Source organism: Arthrobacter sp. Y3224198, from assembly GCF_059090025.1.
The window spans coordinates 71,460-89,513 of sequence record NZ_JBNHFG010000014.1 but is presented as its reverse complement, the minus strand read 5'-3'; the positions used below and the strand labels follow the sequence as shown (position 1 = coordinate 89,513).

At 67.3% G+C, this 18,054-nt stretch carries 15 protein-coding genes; 8 read left to right on the top strand and 7 right to left on the bottom strand.

What is annotated here, in order from left to right:
* Window positions 1–2: 2 nt before the first annotated feature.
* Both AC5RUF_RS09995 and AC5RUF_RS09990 read right to left on the bottom strand, forming a co-directional pair.
* Window positions 3–2,294, bottom strand: coding sequence for a Tex family protein (locus tag AC5RUF_RS09995; RefSeq protein WP_494130471.1), 2,292 nt, complete (start codon window positions 2,292–2,294; stop codon window positions 3–5).
* 56 nt (window positions 2,295–2,350) lie between these two features.
* Window positions 2,351–2,644, bottom strand: coding sequence for a DUF503 domain-containing protein (locus tag AC5RUF_RS09990; RefSeq protein WP_493997812.1), 294 nt, complete (start codon window positions 2,642–2,644; stop codon window positions 2,351–2,353).
* 77 nt (window positions 2,645–2,721) lie between these two features.
* Here AC5RUF_RS09990 and AC5RUF_RS09985 point away from each other — a divergent pair, with 77 nt between their 5' ends.
* The 6 genes from AC5RUF_RS09985 (at window position 2,722) to AC5RUF_RS09960 (ending at window position 8,932) form a co-directional block, all read left to right on the top strand.
* Window positions 2,722–3,219 carry a DUF2243 domain-containing protein gene (locus tag AC5RUF_RS09985; protein WP_493997811.1) on the top strand — a complete coding sequence of 166 codons (498 nt, stop codon included), beginning with the start codon at window positions 2,722–2,724 and terminating at the stop codon, window positions 3,217–3,219.
* Window positions 3,212–3,988 carry a cytochrome c oxidase assembly protein gene (locus tag AC5RUF_RS09980; RefSeq protein WP_493997810.1) on the top strand — a complete coding sequence of 259 codons (777 nt, stop codon included), beginning with the start codon at window positions 3,212–3,214 and terminating at the stop codon, window positions 3,986–3,988. Before AC5RUF_RS09985 ends, AC5RUF_RS09980 begins: the two co-directional genes overlap by 8 nt.
* Window positions 3,989–4,041: 53 nt before the next feature.
* Window positions 4,042–5,712, top strand: a complete 1,671-nt coding sequence (locus AC5RUF_RS09975; RefSeq protein WP_494130470.1) for a RecQ family ATP-dependent DNA helicase — start codon at window positions 4,042–4,044, stop codon at window positions 5,710–5,712.
* A 65-nt stretch (window positions 5,713–5,777) separates the two neighbouring features.
* A complete protein-coding gene (locus AC5RUF_RS09970) occupies window positions 5,778–6,995 on the top strand; it encodes a type III polyketide synthase (protein ID WP_494130469.1) in 1,218 nt (405 codons plus the stop codon).
* Window positions 6,992–7,726: a class I SAM-dependent methyltransferase gene (locus tag AC5RUF_RS09965; RefSeq protein ID WP_494130468.1), complete on the top strand. Its 735-nt coding sequence runs from the start codon at window positions 6,992–6,994 to the stop codon at window positions 7,724–7,726. The genes AC5RUF_RS09970 and AC5RUF_RS09965 overlap by 4 nt, the downstream gene beginning before the upstream one ends.
* Window positions 7,727–7,732: 6 nt before the next feature.
* Window positions 7,733–8,932, top strand: a complete 1,200-nt coding sequence (locus AC5RUF_RS09960) for an FAD-dependent oxidoreductase (RefSeq protein WP_494130467.1) — start codon at window positions 7,733–7,735, stop codon at window positions 8,930–8,932.
* A 12-nt stretch (window positions 8,933–8,944) separates the two neighbouring features.
* Here the strand turns inward: AC5RUF_RS09960 and AC5RUF_RS09955 are convergent, their stop codons facing one another.
* The 4 genes from AC5RUF_RS09955 to speB all read right to left on the bottom strand — a co-directional run bounded on the left by AC5RUF_RS09955 (window position 8,945) and on the right by speB (window position 13,888).
* Complete coding sequence (locus AC5RUF_RS09955; RefSeq protein ID WP_494130474.1) at window positions 8,945–10,597, bottom strand: MDR family MFS transporter; 1,653 nt, start codon at window positions 10,595–10,597, stop codon at window positions 8,945–8,947.
* Between the two features lie 41 nt (window positions 10,598–10,638).
* Window positions 10,639–11,154 (bottom strand): MarR family winged helix-turn-helix transcriptional regulator, encoded by a 516-nt coding sequence (locus AC5RUF_RS09950; RefSeq protein WP_493997920.1) that lies wholly within the window; start codon window positions 11,152–11,154, stop codon window positions 10,639–10,641.
* Between the two features lie 95 nt (window positions 11,155–11,249).
* Complete coding sequence (locus AC5RUF_RS09945) at window positions 11,250–12,923, bottom strand: thiamine pyrophosphate-binding protein (protein WP_494130466.1); 1,674 nt, start codon at window positions 12,921–12,923, stop codon at window positions 11,250–11,252.
* Window positions 12,920–13,888 (bottom strand): agmatinase, encoded by a 969-nt coding sequence (gene speB / locus AC5RUF_RS09940; RefSeq protein WP_493996428.1) that lies wholly within the window; start codon window positions 13,886–13,888, stop codon window positions 12,920–12,922. Before speB ends, AC5RUF_RS09945 begins: the two co-directional genes overlap by 4 nt.
* Window positions 13,889–14,006: 118 nt before the next feature.
* Between speB and AC5RUF_RS09935 the strand changes: the two genes are divergently transcribed.
* Window positions 14,007–15,692, top strand: coding sequence for an FAD-dependent monooxygenase (locus AC5RUF_RS09935; RefSeq protein ID WP_493996429.1), 1,686 nt, complete (start codon window positions 14,007–14,009; stop codon window positions 15,690–15,692).
* A gap of 60 nt (window positions 15,693–15,752) precedes the next feature.
* Here the strand turns inward: AC5RUF_RS09935 and AC5RUF_RS09930 are convergent, their stop codons facing one another.
* On the bottom strand, window positions 15,753–16,328 hold the full coding sequence (locus tag AC5RUF_RS09930) for a cupin domain-containing protein (RefSeq protein WP_493996430.1): 576 nt from the start codon (window positions 16,326–16,328) through the stop codon (window positions 15,753–15,755).
* Window positions 16,329–16,512: 184 nt separating this feature from the next.
* On the opposite strand from AC5RUF_RS09930, the gene AC5RUF_RS09925 reads away from it, so the two are divergent.
* Window positions 16,513–18,018 (top strand): sodium:solute symporter family protein, encoded by a 1,506-nt coding sequence (locus tag AC5RUF_RS09925; RefSeq protein ID WP_494130465.1) that lies wholly within the window; start codon window positions 16,513–16,515, stop codon window positions 18,016–18,018.
* The last annotated feature ends 36 nt before the right edge of the window (window positions 18,019–18,054 follow it).

Sequence of the window (18,054 nt, the reverse complement as noted above, 5' to 3'; positions counted from 1 at the left end):
TGTTATGTGTTCTGTTCGGATCGGGCGGGCGCCGGGCCGCGCCGTGGCTTTGAAGCGGCCGGGTCTGCGGGATCGTCGTCGAGGCGCAGGCTGAGTGAGATCCGTTTCCGCTCCGGGTCTGCCTCCATCACCTTGACCTTCACCACCTGGCCGGATTTCACCACTTCCCGCGGGTCGGAAATAAACGTGGCGGACATCGCGGAGATATGCACCAGCCCGTCCTGGTGGACGCCGATGTCGACAAAGGCGCCGAACGCGGCCACGTTGGTGACCACGCCGTCCAGGATCATGCCCGGGCGCAGGTCGGAGATTCTCTCGATGCCCTCGGAGAACGAAGCCGTTTCAAACGCCGGCCGGGGATCGCGTCCGGGCTTCCGCAACTCGCTGATGATGTCCAGGACGGTGGGCAGGCCCACGGCCTCATCAACAAAGGATGCCGGGTCCAGCCCGTCCAGCGACGCGCCCGAGGCGCTCATGGTGGCTCCGGCTGCCGCCAGGACCTTCCGGGCAACGGGGTAGGACTCCGGGTGGACGCTGGTCCCGTCCAGAGGCTCCGTTCCGCCACTGATGCGCAGGAACCCGGCGCACTGCTCATAGGCCTTGGCGCCGAGCCGCGGCACCTGCAGCAGGTCCCGGCGCCGGGCAAAGGGACCGTTGGCGTTGCGGTAGGCCACGATGTTTTCGCTCAGCAGCGGTCCGACGCCGGCCACCCGGGCCAGCAGCGACGGCGAGGCGGTATTCACATCCACGCCCACGGCGTTGACGCAGTCCTCGATGACGGCGTCCAGGGAGCGCTCCAGCTTCGCCGGTGTCACGTCATGCTGGTACTGCCCCACCCCGATGGATTTGGGATCGATCTTGACCAGTTCGGCCAGCGGATCCTGCAGCCGGCGGGCAATGGACACAGCTCCGCGCAGGGAGACGTCCATGCCGGGCAGTTCGGCAGACGCCAGCGCCGAGGCCGAATACACCGAGGCGCCCGCTTCGGAGACCACCAGCTTGCGTACCGTTCCGGCGGGCAGCCGCCGGATCAGTTCGGCCGCCAGCCGGTCCGTTTCGCGCGACGCCGTGCCGTTGCCGATGGCGATGAGCTCCACGCCGTGGGCCGTGACGAGCCGGGCCAGTGCCGCCAGTGCCTCGTCCCACCGGTTTACGGGTGCATGCGGATAGACGGTGTCGGTGGCCACCACCTTCCCCGTACCGTCCACTACCGCCACCTTGACCCCGGTGCGCAGGCCCGGATCCAGGCCGAGAGTGCTCCGCGTGCCGGCCGGCGCGGCAAGCAGCACGTCCCGCAGGTTGGCGGCGAATACCCGCACTGCTTCGGTTTCCGCGTCGGTGAACAGCCGGACCCGAAGATCAACGGAGAGCTTCGCCAGGATCCGGCGCCAGGCCAGCTGCACGGTGGTCATCAGCCAGGCATCGGCCGCCCGGCCCCGGTCGGCCACGCCTAACCGGGCGGCAACGGAGCGTTCGTAGCGGGCCCGGGCTGCGGCCAGCGCCTCGGCATCGGCGGGATCGCCTTCGGTCAGCGTAAGCTCCAAGATGCCTTCCTTTTCACCTCGGAACAGGGCCAGCACCCGGTGGGAGGGCATCCCGGACGGCGACTGGGAGAAGTCGTAGTAGTCAGTGAACTTCCGCCCCTCCGTTTCCTTTCCGGCGCGCACCTGCGAGCGCATCCGGCCCTGCCTCCACAGCTTCTCGCGCTGCTCGGTCAGCAGGTCGGCATCCTGCGAGAGCCGTTCGATCAGGATGGCCCGCGCTCCGGCGAGCGCCTCCGGAACGTCTGGCACGGCGTCGCCCAGATACGCAGCGGCCTCCGCCTCCGGAGAACGGGACGGATCGGCCAGCAAGGCATCGGCCAGCGGCTCCAACCCGGCTTCACGGGCAATCTGGGCCTTGGTCCGGCGCTTGCTGCGGTACGGCAGGTAGATGTCCTCCAGCCGGGACTTGGTCTCGGCCCCGACGACGGCGGCCCGCAGCTCAGGCGTCAGCTTTCCCTGCGCGTCGATCGCGTCCAGGATGACGCGCCGGCGGTCCTGCAGGTCACGCAGATACCGCAGCCGCTCGTCCAGGTCCCGCAACTGCGCATCATCCAGGGTTCCGGTGGCTTCCTTGCGGTAGCGCGCAATGAACGGGACCGTGGCACCGCCGTCGAGCAGTTCCACGGCGGCACGGACCTGCCACGGCGCTACGCCCAGTTCGCGGGCAAGCTGGGCAATGACCTGTTCCTCCGCGGAAGCGGCAGAGGCGGCGGACGGGCTGGGGGCGGGCTCTACGGCGCTAAGACTCACCCGGGTAATTCTTCCCCATCCACCTCACCTGTGGCGAGCACCCCCAGGCGGAGCCGTCAGTCCTGTTCCGTAAACAGCTGGCGGTGTGCACTCAGCAGCTCCACTTCCGGGCGGGCAGCGACCAGCCGCTCGACGGCGTCTAGCACCTCCACAACATGGGCACGGTCTGCGGCCACCAGTCCCACGCCGATACCGGACCGGCGGTGCAGCTCAAGGGACGCGACCTCGGCGGCGGAAACATCGAACCGGCGCCGCAGCTCGGCCAAGATGGGCCGGACAACCGAACGTTTCCCCTTCAGGGAATGCACGTCTCCCAGCAGCAGGTCCAGTTCCAGCGCACCGATCCACATGGCTCCATCCTTGCCGCGGCGGACCGGCTTGTCACGTGCCCCTGCAGCGCCCGGACGGCCGGTGTTATGTTCGAAGTATGGCAACACAGCTCCCTGCACACCGGTCCCCCCGGCGGAGGAATCTTCTGTCCGGCCTGTTGTTCGGCGTCGGCCTGGCGGCCTTTGTTGATGAAGTGGTATTCCACCAGCTGCTGCAGTGGCACCACTTCTATGACCGCTCCACCACCTCCGTAGGACTGTTTTCGGACGGCCTGTTCCATGCCTTCGGCTGGTTTGCCGTGGTGGCGGGATTGTTCCTGTTCGCTGACCTGCGGCGCTGGCACGAGGTTCTGCTGCAGCGCTGGGTGGGTGGGTTGCTGCTCGGCACCGGCGCCTTCCAGCTTTATGACGGGACGGTGCAGCACAAGCTGATGGGCCTGCACCAGATCCGGTACGAGGTGGACCTGCTGGTGTACGACACGGTCTGGAACACGATTGCCGTCCTGCTGCTGGCCGCGGGTCTGATACTGATCTACCGCACCCGAGCTGCGGTTCCGCCGAACCTGGCGGAGCGGGCAGCCAACGCCGATGCATGACCACGGCGGCGGCTCCGCGGAGTCGCTGTTCTTCATCCCCGCCGTAGCGGCCCTGGTGGTCTACTGGGCGGGTGCCCTTTCCCCGCGGTCCGGGCACTGGCCCTGGTACCGGACCGCATTCTTTACACTCGGGGTAGCCGCGGTGCTGGTAACGGTGCTGAATCCGCTGGCGGGCCTGGCCCACCGGGACTTCGCCGTCCTGAGCCTGACCCACCTGCTGGCCGGGATGCTCTCGCCGCTTCTGCTGGTGCTCTCGCGTCCCTTTACCCTGGCGCTGCGCACCCTGGATGTCTTTCCCGCCCGGCGCCTGTCCCGCCTGCTGCGCAGCCGCTTTATCCGCTTCCTGGCCTTCCCCGTCACTGCGGCCGTATTGAACACCGGCGGCATGATCCTGATGTTCCGTACCCGGTTGCTGCAGGGCATGCAGGAATCCATGCCGGTGCACTGGCTGGTGACCTTCCACCTGCTCGCGGCCGGCTACCTGTTCACCGCCGCCATCATCGGCCGCGACCCTTCCCCGCACCGCGCCGGTTACCGGCTCCGGGCCGTGGTGCTCATCCTTTCCATTGCCGCACACAACATCCTGGCCAAAAGCATCTACGCGGATCCGCCGGCCGGTGTCCCGGCGGCAGCCGCCGAGCAGGGCGCGCTGGTGATGTACTACGGCGGCGGAGTCCTGGAACTGGTGCTGATAGTGCTGCTGTGCAGGCAGTGGTTCCAGTGGTCGAGGCCGCGGTCCCGAATCGCTTCCGCACCCCATCCTCAGTAAGCTTACTAAGTTGGATGCCGGCTGCGGCCGGCTCGGTTCGCTGAAGGACAGTCATGAACATCACCCGGGAAACCTTGAGCCAGACGGCATCGGACGTCTTTGGCTGGGAAACTGCCCGCGAGGGCCAGCTCGAAGCCATGACGGCCCTGGTGTCGGGCAGGGATGTCCTCTGCGTGATGCCCACCGGCCATGGAAAGTCCGCCGTTTACCAGGTGCCGGCCCTTGCCATGCCGGGCATCGCCGTCGTGGTTTCACCGCTGGTGGCCCTGCAGCAGGACCAGGCCGAGGCCATCAATGCCGCTGCGGGTATCCCGCGGGCCTACGTGTTGAACTCCAGCCAATCCCAGGGCCGGATCGACGAGGCCTGGGCCGCCGCCGAGGACACCGACGAAGAGCGGCGGGCAAAATTCCTCTTCCTCGCCCCGGAGCAGCTGGCCCGCGAGGAGGTGGCGCAGCGGCTCAAGGGCCTGGACGTCTCCATTCTGGTCATCGACGAGGCGCACTGTGTCTCCGCCTGGGGCCATGACTTCCGCCCGGACTACCTTCAGCTCGGCGCCCTGGTCCAGGCGCTGAACCGTCCGGTGGTGGCACTGACCGCCACGGCCGCTCCCCCGGTCCGCAGCGAAATTGCCCGGGTGCTGCAACTGAAGGACCCGTTCCTGATCGCCCAGGGCTTTGACCGCCCCAACCTCCACCTGGCCGTCCACATGCATGTGGAGGCCGATGACAAGCGCCGGGCCGTGGTGGAGAGTGTTCCGGAGCTGGAGCAGCCCGGCCTGGTCTATGTGGCGACGCGCAAGGAAACCGAGCAGTACGCCGAGGAGCTGGAAAAGGCCGGATTGCGCGCAGCCGCTTTCCATTCCGGCCGGCCGGCCGCGGAGCGCAAGGATGTGCACCGCCGGTTCCTCGATGATGAGCTCGATGTGGTGGTGGCAACCACCGCCTTTGGCATGGGCATCGACAAGCCCAACGTCCGCTACGTGGTGCATGCCGGCATCCCCGACTCGGTGGACAGCTACTACCAGGAGATCGGACGGGGCGGCCGCGACGGCAAGCCGGCTGCGGCCGTGCTGCATTACCGGCCCGAGGATCTCGGGCTGCGCCGCTTCTTCGCCAGCAAGCGGCCCAACGAAGACGAACTGCGGCAGCTGCTGGCGGTGCTCCGCGCCGAGCAGGGCCCGGTGACGCAGGCCGCCCTCCGCGACAAGCTGAACCTCAGTGCCCGGAAACTGGCCGGCCTGCTGAACCTGCTGCGCGAGGCAGGCGCGGTCACCGCGGGCAAGAAGGGGTACCGCGCCCGGAAGACGGCTCCCGACCAAGCCGTTGCCGCGGCGGTGGAGTACTCCGAGCGGCGCGAGAACATCGACCAGTCCCGGGTGGACATGGCCCGGCAGTACGCCGAAACGTCGGGCTGCCGCCGCCAGTTCCTGCTCGGCTACTTCGGCGAGGACCTGCCCGACCCCTGCGGGAACTGCGACAACTGCGAAAAGGCCGCCGCCGAGGCGGACATCGCCCCGGAGGATCTGGCGGTGCTCTCCCCGGACGAGGCACCGGCCATGCCGTTCCCGCTCTCATCCACGGTCACCCACACGGAGTGGGGGCCCGGCGTCGTGATGAGCTACGAGGACGAGACAGTGACTGTGCTTTTCGAATCTGAGGGATACAAGACGCTCTCCGTTGACCTGGTGCTGGAAAAGGAGCTCCTGAAGCCGCAGATCCAGTAGCCGAAGGCAACCTTCGGGACAGCGGAGGCATTGTGCGGAAGATCACAGTCCCCTAAGAATGGACTATGACGGTTACCCTCAGGTCCCTGGAAACTGCTATTCCCCCCACTGTCCTGGTGCAGTCCGAAGTCCGCGACACGTTCGCTGCCCAGCCCGGCCTGACCCGGCTGGGCGAACGGCTGGTCCGCACCTGCTTCGACTCCGCAGCCATCGACACCCGGCGCACGGCGTTGGCCGAGCTCTCCCTCACCGACACATCCGAACACCCGAAGTTCTATGACGCCCGCAGCGGCCTGCTGCTGAAACCCAGCACGAAGACCCGGAACGACATCTTTGCGGTCGAGGCCACCAAGTTGTTCATCGAAGCCGCCGCCAAGGCCGTGGACCGGTGCGGGGGCATCTCGGCTCAGGACATCACCCACGTCATCACCGTCTCCTGCACCGGGTTCTTTAATCCGGGACCGGACTACAAGGTGGTCCGGGCGCTGGGCCTGGACCCTTCCGTGCAGCGGTACCACTTGGGCTTTATGGGCTGCTATGCCGCCTTCCCTGCCATGCGCGCGGCGAAGGCGTTCTGCGATGCCGATCCGCGGGCGGTTGTGCTCGTCGTCAGTGCCGAACTGTGCTCACTGCACGTGCGCACCTCCAATGACCCCGACGCCATCATGGGTTCCTCGCTTTTCGCCGACGGCGCCGCGGCCGCGGTCATCACGGCCCGGGACGACCTTCCCGACGACGGGCCCGCCATCCAGCTGGACCATTTCGAAACCGTGCTTACCCCCGTAGGCGAGGAGTCGATGGCCTGGAACATCGGCGACGAAGGCTTCGAGATGGTCCTGGGCACCTACGTGCCGCATATCATCGACGACCACATTGTCGGAGCCTTGGAGCCCCTGCTCGCCCACGACCCGTCCGTGAATTCCCTCCCCTATCGGGAAATTGAGCACTGGGCCATCCACCCCGGCGGCCGCAGCATCCTGGACAAGGTCGAGGCCAAGCTCGAACTGAGCGAGGCACAGCTGTTCCCGGCACGTGAAACCCTGCGCACCGTGGGCAATATGAGCAGTGCCACGGTGATGTTTGTCCTCAAGCGCATCCTGGAGCAGCCGTTCAACGGAGGCAACGAACGCATCTGCTCCATGGCCTTCGGCCCGGGTCTTACGGTGGAAACCGGGCTGTTCACCCGCGTCGGCGGGCCGGGCGCGGCAGGCCTCCCGGCGAAGGCGGCACGGGACGCCGCGGTGGGCATCGCAGAACCTGCCCCCGCCGGCGTTCCTGCATGAGAGGTGTTTTCCCTTCACTGGCCGAACGGGCGGTGGATGCGACGGAGCAAATGGACAGCCAGGACGCCGACCCCCGGAAACTGGAACGTACCTACGCCAGGTTCTGGCTGATCAACGCCGTGGTCTCCGGCTGGCGGCGCAACTACGTCCGGTACCTGCGTCCGCTGTTCCGCGACAGCGGGGGCGGATCCCTCCTGGATATCGGCTCCGGGGGCGGCGATGTCCCGCGCTGCATCGCGCGCTGGGCCCGCCGGGACGGATTCGCGCTGGAGATCACGGCGATCGATCCCGACCCCCGTGCCCACGCCTTTGCTTCGGCGCTGCCGCCGCTGGAAGGCCTGACGTTCCGGCAGGCGTTCAGCTCCGACCTGGTTGCCGAGGGTCGCTCCTATGACGTGGTGGTCTCCAACCACATGCTCCATCACCTGAACCCCAAGGAGCTTCAGGAGCTGCTCTCCGACTCGGAAAAGCTGGCAGGCAAAATGAGCCTGCACAGCGACATTGAACGCAGCCCCTGGGCCTACGCGTTGTTTTCCGTGGGGACCTGGCCGTTTTTCCCCGGCTCATTCATCCGGCGGGACGGCCTGACCTCCATCCGGCGGAGCTTCACGGCCGCCGAACTGGTCCAGGTGACACCGCCTGGCTGGCAGGGCCTGCAGCACCGGCCCTGGCAAAACCTGCTGGTCCATCCTCCGCTGGACCGGATCCCCGCGCTGACGCAGGAACGCTGACCGGAAATGCTGACCGATTCCGTGTTGCGTCCCCACCGCGAACCCCCACCCGGTCCCGCGCTGCCCCGGAAGGCCGCCGACGTCGTCGTGGTGGGCGGCGGTCCCGTGGGTGCCTATCTGGCGATCCTGCTGCTGCAGGCCGGGATTACCGTGCAGGTGCTGGAGCAGAGGACCCGCCGCAGCGTGCATTCCCGGGCCATCGGCGTGCATCCGCCGGCACTGGAATCCCTTGACCGCGCCGGCATCGCCGACGCCATGGCCCGGGAGGGTGTGCAGATCACCCAGGGCGAAGCCCGCAGCGCCGGCCGGACGGTGGCCCGGCTGGATTTCGCTGCCGCGTCGGCCCGCTATCCGTTTGTCCTGACGCTCCCCCAGATCCGGACCGAGCAGCTGCTCGAGGAGCGGCTGCGCGCACTGGACCCGACGGCACTGGTACGCGGAGCGCAGGTGCTGTCCTTCACCGACACGGGACGCTCGGTCTCGGTCCGAGGGACCGCGGGCGGCCGGGACTTCGAGACGGAAGCGGCCCTGATGGTGGCGGCCGACGGCGCCCGGTCGGCCATCCGTGCGGGCCTTGGCACCCGCTGGCGGTCACGGCAGCTGCCCGACACCTACCTGATGGGCGATTTCCCCGACGATACGGACGACGGCCCCCTGGGGGTGCTGTACCTGGAGCCGGACGGGATCGTCGAGTCCTTCCCGCTGCCCGGCGGCCTGCGCCGGTGGGTGGCCCACACCGATTCCCTGCAGCGGAATCCGGCTGCGGAATCGCTGGCCGCCATGGTCTTCCGGCGCACCGGGCACCGCCTGGACGCGGCGGCCAACTCCATGCTCAGTGCCTTTGACGTGCGTGTCGGCCGGGCAGAGCGGCTGGTCAGCGGGCGGACGGTGCTGGTAGGCGATGCAGCGCACCAGATCAGCCCCATCGGCGGCCAGGGCATGAATCTTGGCTGGCTGGACGCCGCGGCCGTGGCACCGCTGATCTGCGCAGCGCTGGAGGGCGTCCCCGTGGGCGGAAAGCTCCGGGACTTTGAACGGCAGCGCCGCCGGGACGCCGTGGTGGCCTCCGTCCAGGCCCGGACCAACATGGTCCTGGGCCGGCCACTGCCGGCACCTGTCATGGAAATGCGCAACGCCGGGCTGGAACGGCTGTTCCAGGTCCCGGCGCTGGGCAATGCGGTGGCACGGCGCTTCACCATGCAGTAGGCGGTGCGGCTCCTACTTCTGCGGGGTGTTGCGGGCGGCGGCTGCGCTGGCAGCACCTTCGGAAGCGGCCGCACCGGCGTCCGCCGCAGGGACGGCGGACAGCGCGCCGGTCTGCAGCATTTCCGTTCCGCCGGTCAGCCCGGGTTCCACCGGGTTCGCGGACGTGGGCTTGATGTCCAGAGTCCGGCGCAGGGCCTGCTCCTTGATGAACAGCACGGCAACCAAGGCAACCACGGCCACTACGGCGGCAATCCGGAAGATGTCCGCGGTGCCTTCCGCGTAGGCGATGCGGAAGAATTCCTGGATCTGCGGCGGCAGCTGGGCCAGGTCCAGCGTGGCAGTGGTGCTGCTTCCGCCGGTCGGAACGCCTGCGTTGGACAGTTCCTCCGTGACCCGCCGGGATACCGAGCTGGAGAGCACGGCGCCCAGCACGGAGACGCCGATAGCGCCGCCGACCGTGCGGAAGAAGGCGATGGAGGCGCTGGCGGAACCGATGTCGGTGACCTTGACCGTATTCTGTACCGCGAGCACCAGGTTCTGCATCAGCAGGCCCATGCCCACGCCCAGGATGAAGATGAACAGGCTCACCAGGACCATCTGGGTTTCGTGGTCGATGATGCCCGCCAGTGCGGTGCCGATGATCACAAGGATGGTGCCGATCACCAGGTAGCGCTTCCACTTGCCGAAGCGGGTGATCAGCAGGCCGGAGCCCACCGAGCCCAGCAGGTTGCCTGCAATCATCGGCAGCATCAACAGGCCGGCTTCGGTGGGGGTGAAGCCGCGGGCGAGCTGGAAGTACTGGCCCAGGAAGGTGGTGGAACCGAACATGGCGATGCCGACGGCTACCGAAGCCAGGATGGCCAGTGCCGTGGTGCGCTGGCTGATGATCTTCAGCGGAATGATCGGTTCCGGAACCTTGGACTCCACCAGCACCAGCAGGGCCAGGAGGATCACGGAGCCGCCCACCATGGCGGCGGTCTGCCAGGACATCCACTCGTAGTAGCCGTCCTTGCCGGCGAAGGAAACCCAGATCAGGAGCAGCGAAATTCCCGCGCTGAGCAGGATGGATCCCAGCCAGTCGATCCGCGCGGGACGGCGCACGTGCTCCAGGCGCAGGGTGAACTGCAGCAGGAACAGGGCGATCACCGCGAGGGGCACGCAGAGGAAGAAGGTCCAGCGCCAGCCCAGGGGGCTGTCCACGATGAAGCCGCCCAGCAGCGGGCCGCCGGCGGTGGCGACTGCCATGACCGCACCCATGTAACCGGAGTACCGGCCGCGTTCGCGCGGCGGAATGATCGAGCCGATGATGGCCTGTGCCAGGGCGGTGAGTCCGCCCATACCCAGGCCCTGGATAACGCGGGCAGTCAGCAGCAGCGGCATCGAATGGGCGAAACCTGCCAGGACGGAGCCGGCCACGAAGATAACAATGCTGAGCTGGACCAGCAGCTTTTTGTTGAACAGGTCCGCGAGCTTTCCCCAGATGGGAGTGCTTACGGCGTTGGCCAGCAGGGCGGCAGTAACCACCCAGGCGAAGTCCGTCTGGGTGCCGTGCAGGTCAGCCATGATGGTGGGCAGCGCGTTGGCCACGATGGTGGTGCTCAGCATGGCGGTAAACAGTGCGGCAAGCAGTCCGGTGAGGGCCTGCAGGATCTGGCGGTGGCTCATTTCGCCCGGTACATGTTTCGTCCGGGCTGTCTTGGTTTCGGTCACTTAGTTGTTTGCTCCTGCGGGGTAGGGATTGACGGCGCGGCCTCGGAGGCGGGAAGCCCCGGTCCGGGCGTGCGCAGGGAGGCGAAAAGGCTGTCCGAAAGTGCCCCGATGGATTCCGCGGCACGCTGCGCCTGCTCTTCGGACCAGTCGGACAGGGTCTGCTGCAGCACGGCGGACCGGCGCTGCAGGGCCTCGGCGAGAACGGACTCGCCCAAGTCGGAGAGACGGATCAGGTAGGCGCGCCGGTCCTGCGGGTGCGGACGGCGGTGGACGTATCCCAGCTCCTCCAGTTCGGCAACATGGCGGCTGAGCCCGGCCGGCCCGATGCCCAGCTTGGCAGCGAGTTCGGTGGCTCGCAGCTCGCCGTCCTCGCCGATCATCCGCATGACACCCTGCAGTGCCACGCCCGGGCCGCCATGGTCAACACTGTGATGGGTGAGTGCGCGCAGTGCCTGCTGCAGGGCAAAGACCTTGCGGGTAAGGTCTTCTGCCGTGTGCTGCTGAACGGGCAAAAGGGGGTCGCCTCCGGAAAACGGGATCGATAGTTGACCTAGGCAACTATACGAGCGCTATTTACCTAGGTCAACTAACTAAACCGGGATGTCCATCATGCGAGATGAGTCGGCGCAAACAGCCCGATCCGGGCTTCCACCACCACCACGTTCGGGCCTTCCGCGGCAAAGGATTCGGCCAGCACCCCGCCAATCTCACCCGGTGTACAGCGCCGGGCCGGCACGCCGAAGGATTCGGCGAGCTGCACGAAATCCGGGCCGGCCAGTTCCGTGGCAGTCGCCTTGCCGAAAGCGTCCTCCATGTACTCGCGCAGGATGCCATAGCCGCCGTCGTCCACGATCAGCCAGGTGACCGGCAGGTTATGCTGCCGGGCGGTGGCCAGTTCCGCAATGGAATACATGGCCGAGCCGTCTCCGGAAACCGCGAGCACCCGCTCGCCCAGGCCGACGGCTCCCCCGATCGCCCCCGGGTAGCCGTATCCCAGGCCACCGGCTCCCTGGGCGGAGTGGAAGGCTCCGGTCCTGGCGTCCCAGCAGCTCCACGCCCAGTAGGCGGAGATGGTCATGTCCCAGTAGGTCTGCATGGAGTCCGGGACGGCGGCACGGATGTCGGCCATGAACTTCCGCTCCATGCCCAGGTCCTGGCCGTCCAGCCGGGACTGCACCTTGGCCAGGGCACCGGCCACCAGCTCCTCGGCAGCCTGTCCGCGCCAGTCCGGCCGGACGGCGGCTGCGGGCAGCACCTCATCCAGGGCCTCGAGGGCCTGCCGGGCATCGGCGCGGATGCCCAGCGCCGGCCGGTTGGATTCAAGCACGCGGGGTTCGGCGTCAATCTGGATGATCCGGCCGCGCGGTGCCATGGTGAAGTAGTTGGAGGTCACTTCCCCCAGCGAGGAGCCGATGACCACCAGGACGTCGGCGTCTTCCAGCACCTCCGTCATGTAGCGGTCCTCCATCCAGGACTGCAGCGAGAGTGGATGGTTCCAGGGGAAGGCCCCGTTGCCGCCGGGGGTGCAGATCACGGGGGCGTGCAGTTTCTCGGCGATGGAGCGCAGCGGCTCTTCCGCACCGGCCCGGCGCACCCCGCCGCCGGCAATGATGGCGGGACGGCGGGCCTCCCCCAGCCAACGGACCGCTTCCTTGACCAGTTCGCTGCGCGGCGGGTTGTCGAACGGCTCCGCCAGCGCGTCCTCGACAGCGGGCACCATCACGGGGTTGAGCAGCACGTTCTGCGGAACCTCGATCCACACCGGCCCCATGGGTGAGGAGATGGCCTCGGTCCAGGCATCCTGGATGGCGGACGGAATGCCGGAGGCGTGCTGGATCAGCCGCTGGCTCTTGGTGACGTTGGCCGCCGAGGCCTTCTGGTCATCGAGCTGGTGCAGCATGCCGCGGCGCCGGGCGCCCAGGCCCTCGATGGGGATCTGGCTGGCCACCACAATCATGGGCACACCGGTGGCGTAGGCCTCCTGCAGCCCGGCCAGGGAAGTCAGCGCCCCGGGACCGGTCGAGAGGAAGAGCACGCCCACCTGCCCCGTGGCCCGCGAGAAGCCGTCAGCGGCAAAGGCCGAATTGTTCTCCACCCTCGAGGAGATGAACTCCAGGCGGGAGCGCGAAAGGGCGTCAAACAGGCCCAGCGCATGCTGGCCGGGAATACCGAAGACCTTGGTGGCGCCGAGCGCTTCGAGGGTTTCCACCACGAGGTCCCCGCCGTTGCGGACCGCCCCGGCGGGGGCGGCGGAAACATCGGCTGCGAAATCGGTACTCATGCCGAAAGTCCCATCAGGGTAATCAGGTCGTAGGCAACGTGCGAGGCGGCCACCGCCGTAATGTCGGCGTGGTCGTAGGCCGGGGCGACTTCGACGACGTCGGCCCCCACCAGGTTCAGTCCGCGCAGTCCGCGCAGGATCTCCAGCAGTTCGCGGCTGGTCATGCCGCCGGCTTCGGGGGTGCCGGTGCCCGGGGCATGTGCCGGGTCCAGGACATCGATATCCACCGACACATAGAGCGGCCGGTTTCCGATGCGGTCCCGCAGCTTGGCAACCACCTCGTCCACGCCCTGGCGGAAAACATCCGAGGAAGTCAGGATGCCGAAGCCGAACCGCCGGTCATCCTCCAGGTCTTTTTTGCCGTAGAGCGGGCCGCGGGTGCCTACATGGGAAATGGCCTCGGTGTCCAGGATGCCTTCCTCAACGGCCCGGCGGAACGGCGTGCCGTGCGTGTATTCGGCACCGAAGTAGGTGTCCCAGGTGTCCAGGTGCGCATCGAAGTGCAGCATGGCCACCGGGGAGCCGGCCCGCTCGGAGGCGGCACGCAGCAGCGGCAGGGCGATGGTGTGGTCACCGCCCAGGGTCAGGAGCTTCGTGCCGTCCCGGGTCAGGTCCAGCGCGTTCTGCTGGACGGCCTCAATGGCTTCGTTGATGTTGAAGGGGTTCACGGCCATGTCTCCGGCGTCGGCCACCTGCAGGTTTGCGAACGGAGAGGCATCCATGGCCGGGTTGTAGGGCCGCAACAGGCGGCTTGCCTCGCGTACGTGGTTGCCGCCGAACCGGGCACCGGGCCGGTAGGAAACACCGCTGTCGAAGGGCACACCCACAACGGCCACTTCCGCGCGGTCCACTTGGTCCAGGCGGGGCAGCCGGGCGAAGGTGGCGGCACCGGCGTAGCGCGGGACCTGGGCGGCATCCACCGGACCGATGTTGCCGTTGGCGCTGACGCGGGGAAGGTTGTCCATGTATATGTCTCCGGATCCGGTGCGCGCGGCGTCGCCGCGACAGTTACCTAGGGGTAATCAAATGTTTACCGAAAGGCTAAAGTGGAACTGCGCTCGCGGTCAAGACTAGGCTGAAGACATGGTGGCCCACGATAACAGCGCAGACCCGAACTACGACGTCGACGTCCTGATTGTGGGCGCAGGACCAACCGGCCTTGCCCTGGCTGCCCAGCTCAGCGCTTTCGGCACGAGTTTCCGCATCATTGACCGGCGGCAGGCTCCCGGCACCGAGTCCCGTGCCATCGCCATCCAGCCCCGCACCCTCGAGGCACTGCGGCCCTTCGGCGTCAGCGGCGAACTGGCCGCGGCGGGGCGCCCGGCACGGCAGGTGCACCTCCATCTGCCGGAGGAAACCCTGGAAGTGGATGTGTTCGACAGCGGCCTGGATGATTCGGCGTTCCAGCAGCTGCTGTTCCTGTCCCAGACCGAAACCGAGCGCATCCTGACGCAATACCTGCTCTCGCGCCGGGTACGCATTGAACGCGGTGCGGAACTGCAGGACCTGGAGCGGCTGGATCCTGAGGACCCGTTCGCCGGCATGGAAGCCAAGATCCAGCGAATGGACCGCGGTATTGAACGGATCCGCGCCCGCTACGTCGTGGGCGCCGACGGCGCGGACAGTTCGGTCCGCGCCAAGGCAGGCATGGACTGGCGCGGCGGAGCCTACCCCGACACCTTCATCCTGGCCGACCTGGAAATCGACGGCGCCGAACCGGAAACCGTGCATTCCTACCCCACCGAGGATGGTTTCCTGTTCCTGTTCCCGCTGGGCGGCCCCGCCACCTGGCGGATGATCGGCATCAAGCCGGCGGGCCGGCCGGCCACGCTTGAAACCCTCCAGGACATGGCCGAGACCTTCACGCACGGGGCCGTCACTGTGCGGGATCCGCGGTGGATCAGCACTTTCCGGCTTTCCCACCAGATGGCTGAATACTTCCAGCGGGGCTCCGTGTTCCTGGCCGGCGATGCCGCCCACGTCCACTCCCCCGTGGCGGCCCAGGGCATGAACACCGGCATCCAGGACGCACTGAACCTGGGCTGGAAACTGGCGCTCGGTGCACGCGGCCTGGCCAGCGATGAACTTATTGACAGCTACGATGCGGAGCGGCGTCCCGTGGGACAGAACGTAGTATCCACCACTGACCGCATCTTCAAACTGGCCACCAGCCGCAACGGTTTGAAGAAGCTGCCGCGCACCAAGCTCCTGCCCGCTGTGGCACCCAAGGCCATCGCCTGGGACGGACTGCGCTCCCGCCTCTTCCGGACCATGTCCCAGCTCAACGTCAACTACCGCGGCAGCAGCATGGTGGAGTCGGGGCCCTCCCGGCTGCCGGCACTGCTCTCCCGCGGCCCCCGGCCAGGCGACCGGCTGCCCGACGCCGATGTCATTTACCAGGACCGGGAGCGGCGGCTGCAGGACCTGGCTGTCACCGCGGGCTTCACCGTCCTGCTCTGCGGTCCCGGCTGGCCTTCCCCGGAGCAGTTCCAGGCCGCCCTGCCGCAGTTGGCGGGCCTGCTGACCGTCCGCCAGTTGATCGCCGGCAGCAGCCTGATCGCCAACAGTCCCGACCTCATTAAGGACGTCAGCGGGTTGGCCTTCCACCGCCTGGGCCTGAGCGCACGCCGCCCCGAACTGCTGGTGGTCCGCCCGGACGGGTATGTGGGCTACCGCTCCACCGGACGGGATATTGCCGGCGCGGTGGAGTACCTGGCGCGGCTGACCGGATCCACAGTGCCCGCCGAAGCCGCCGCTTCGGCATCCTGATTCCGAACCGCCCGCTTGCCCGGCGCCGGCGGGTTCACGCTGCCTCTACGGCTGCGGCGGCTAGGATCCGCCGGGGCTGACGAGCGTCCAGAGCACAATGGTCTCTTCCTGCGAGGTGTTGCGCCAGGAATGCGGTTCGCGCCCCGGGAAGGTCACGGTGTCCCCCGTGCCCAGCCCCATGGTCTCGGTACCGAGGATCAGTTCGAAGCTTCCTTGGACCACGTGCAGCACCTCGACCTCGCAGTCCACGGAATAAAGGTCCGCTTCGCCGGAGCCGCCCGGGGCAATTACTGACCGGACCATCTGGACCCGTCGTTCAGTGCGGGCAGTGACCAGGCGTTCTTCGATTCCTTCCCCGCCCAGATGGACCCGCGGGGCGTCCTGCCAGCGGGTGACGTTGGTTTCCGGTGCGGAAAACAGGTCGCCTATCGAGATGGAGAGCACCTCACACAGGGTGAGCAGCGATGCCACGGACGGTGACGTGAGGTCCCGTTCCACCCGGCTCAGGAACCCCTTGGTCAGGCCGGTAGATTCCGCGACCTGTTCAATGGTCATCCGCCGGGCCTGGCGCGCAGCACGGATCCGGACGCCGATGGCTACCGGCGCATTGCTGGATTCTACGGGCAGGGCCTTCATGTTCCGGATGGGTCCTTTCACTGACGATGCCTAAGTGCACCCCTTTGAGCATACCGAGCGAAACAGGCACGTAACCTAGCGGAATTCCGGCCGGGCTACGTTGACCATGTGCTCCGCAGCACATTAGCGTCCAGTAAACACTTGTTGCCTCGCAGGCAATATAGCCCCCGAACCTAGGATTGCAATGGAATACGTAAACGGCACCATCGTGGTGGTGTACCTGCTGGCTATGCTTGGCTTTGGCTGGTGGGGCAAGTCCCGCACGAAAAACGTCAGCGACTATCTCGTAGCCGGGCGGCGCCTCGGCCCGGTTTTCTACACCGGCACCATGGCCGCCGTTGTGCTGGGCGGCGCCTCCACGGTGGGCGGGGTCGGCCTGGGCTACAAGTTCGGTATTTCCGGCATGTGGCTGGTTGTGGCTATCGGCACCGGCGTGCTGCTGCTGAGCCTGCTCTTCGCATCTACTCTGCAGAAGCTGAAGATCTACACCGTCTCGCAAATGCTCACGCTGCGCTACGGGCCCGGGGCCACCAAGATGTCCTCGATTGTGATGCTTGCGTACACCCTGATGCTGTGCGCCACCTCCACCGGGGCGTACGCCACCGTTTTCGTCGTCCTTTTCGGCTGGGAGCGCTGGCTGGCGATCACTGTGGGCGGCGTGGTGGTGCTGATCTACTCAACCATCGGCGGCATGTGGTCCATCACCCTGGCGGACATGGCCCAGTTCATCATCAAGACCCTCGGCGTGTTCGCCCTTATGCTGCCCTTCACACTCAACTCTGCGGGCGGTTTTGACGGCATCCGGGAACGGCTGGGTGAGGAGTTCTTCAGCGTCACCGGCATCGGGTGGCAAAGCATTGTCACCTACTTTGTCGTCTACACCCTTGGCCTGCTGATCGGGCAGGACATCTGGCAGCGGGTCTTCACTGCGCGTACCCCGGAGGTGGCCCGCTGGGGCGGTACGGCGGCGGGTATCTACTGCATCCTCTACGGCATTGCCGGCGCCCTGATCGGCATGGGTGCCGCCGTCGCACTGCCTGCCATCGAGTCCAAGGACGACGTGTATGCGGACGTAGCCATGAACCTGCTGCCCGTCGGAATCGGCGGCCTGGTCCTGGCCGCCGCAGTAGCCGCCATGATGTCCACCGCTTCCGGGGCCCTGATCGCCGCCGCCACAGTGGCCCGCACCGACGTCGTGCCCTTCGTCTCCGGCTGGTTCCGCCGCGGAACTGCCGCCGGGGCGGCCGCTGAACCGGAGGCAGGCCACGACGTCGCGTCCAACCGCTACTGGGTCCTGGGGCTGGGCGTGGCGGTTATTGCGCTGGCCGTTGTGGTTCAGGATGTGCTCGCGGCCCTGACCATTGCCTACGACATCCTGGTGGGCGGCCTGCTGGTTGCCATCCTGGGCGGGCTGGTGTGGAAGCGCGGAACCGGACTAGCTGCGGGCGTGTCCATGGCCGTTGGCACCGTGGCCACGCTCGGCACCATGATCTATCTCGAGATCACCGCCGCCGTGCCCTATGACGGCGTGTATGCAAACGAGCCGATCTACTTCGGACTTGCCTCCTCGGCCTTGTCCTATGTGGTCGTATCCCTGCTGAGCAGGCCCACGGAGCCGGCCGTCCGGGCGGCCTGGGATCGCCGGGTGGCTGGCGAGGTGCCGGCAGAAGAGGACGTCGTACCGGCGTAGCGGTCCGCCGGCACCCCGATCGGTTGGGGTGCCGGC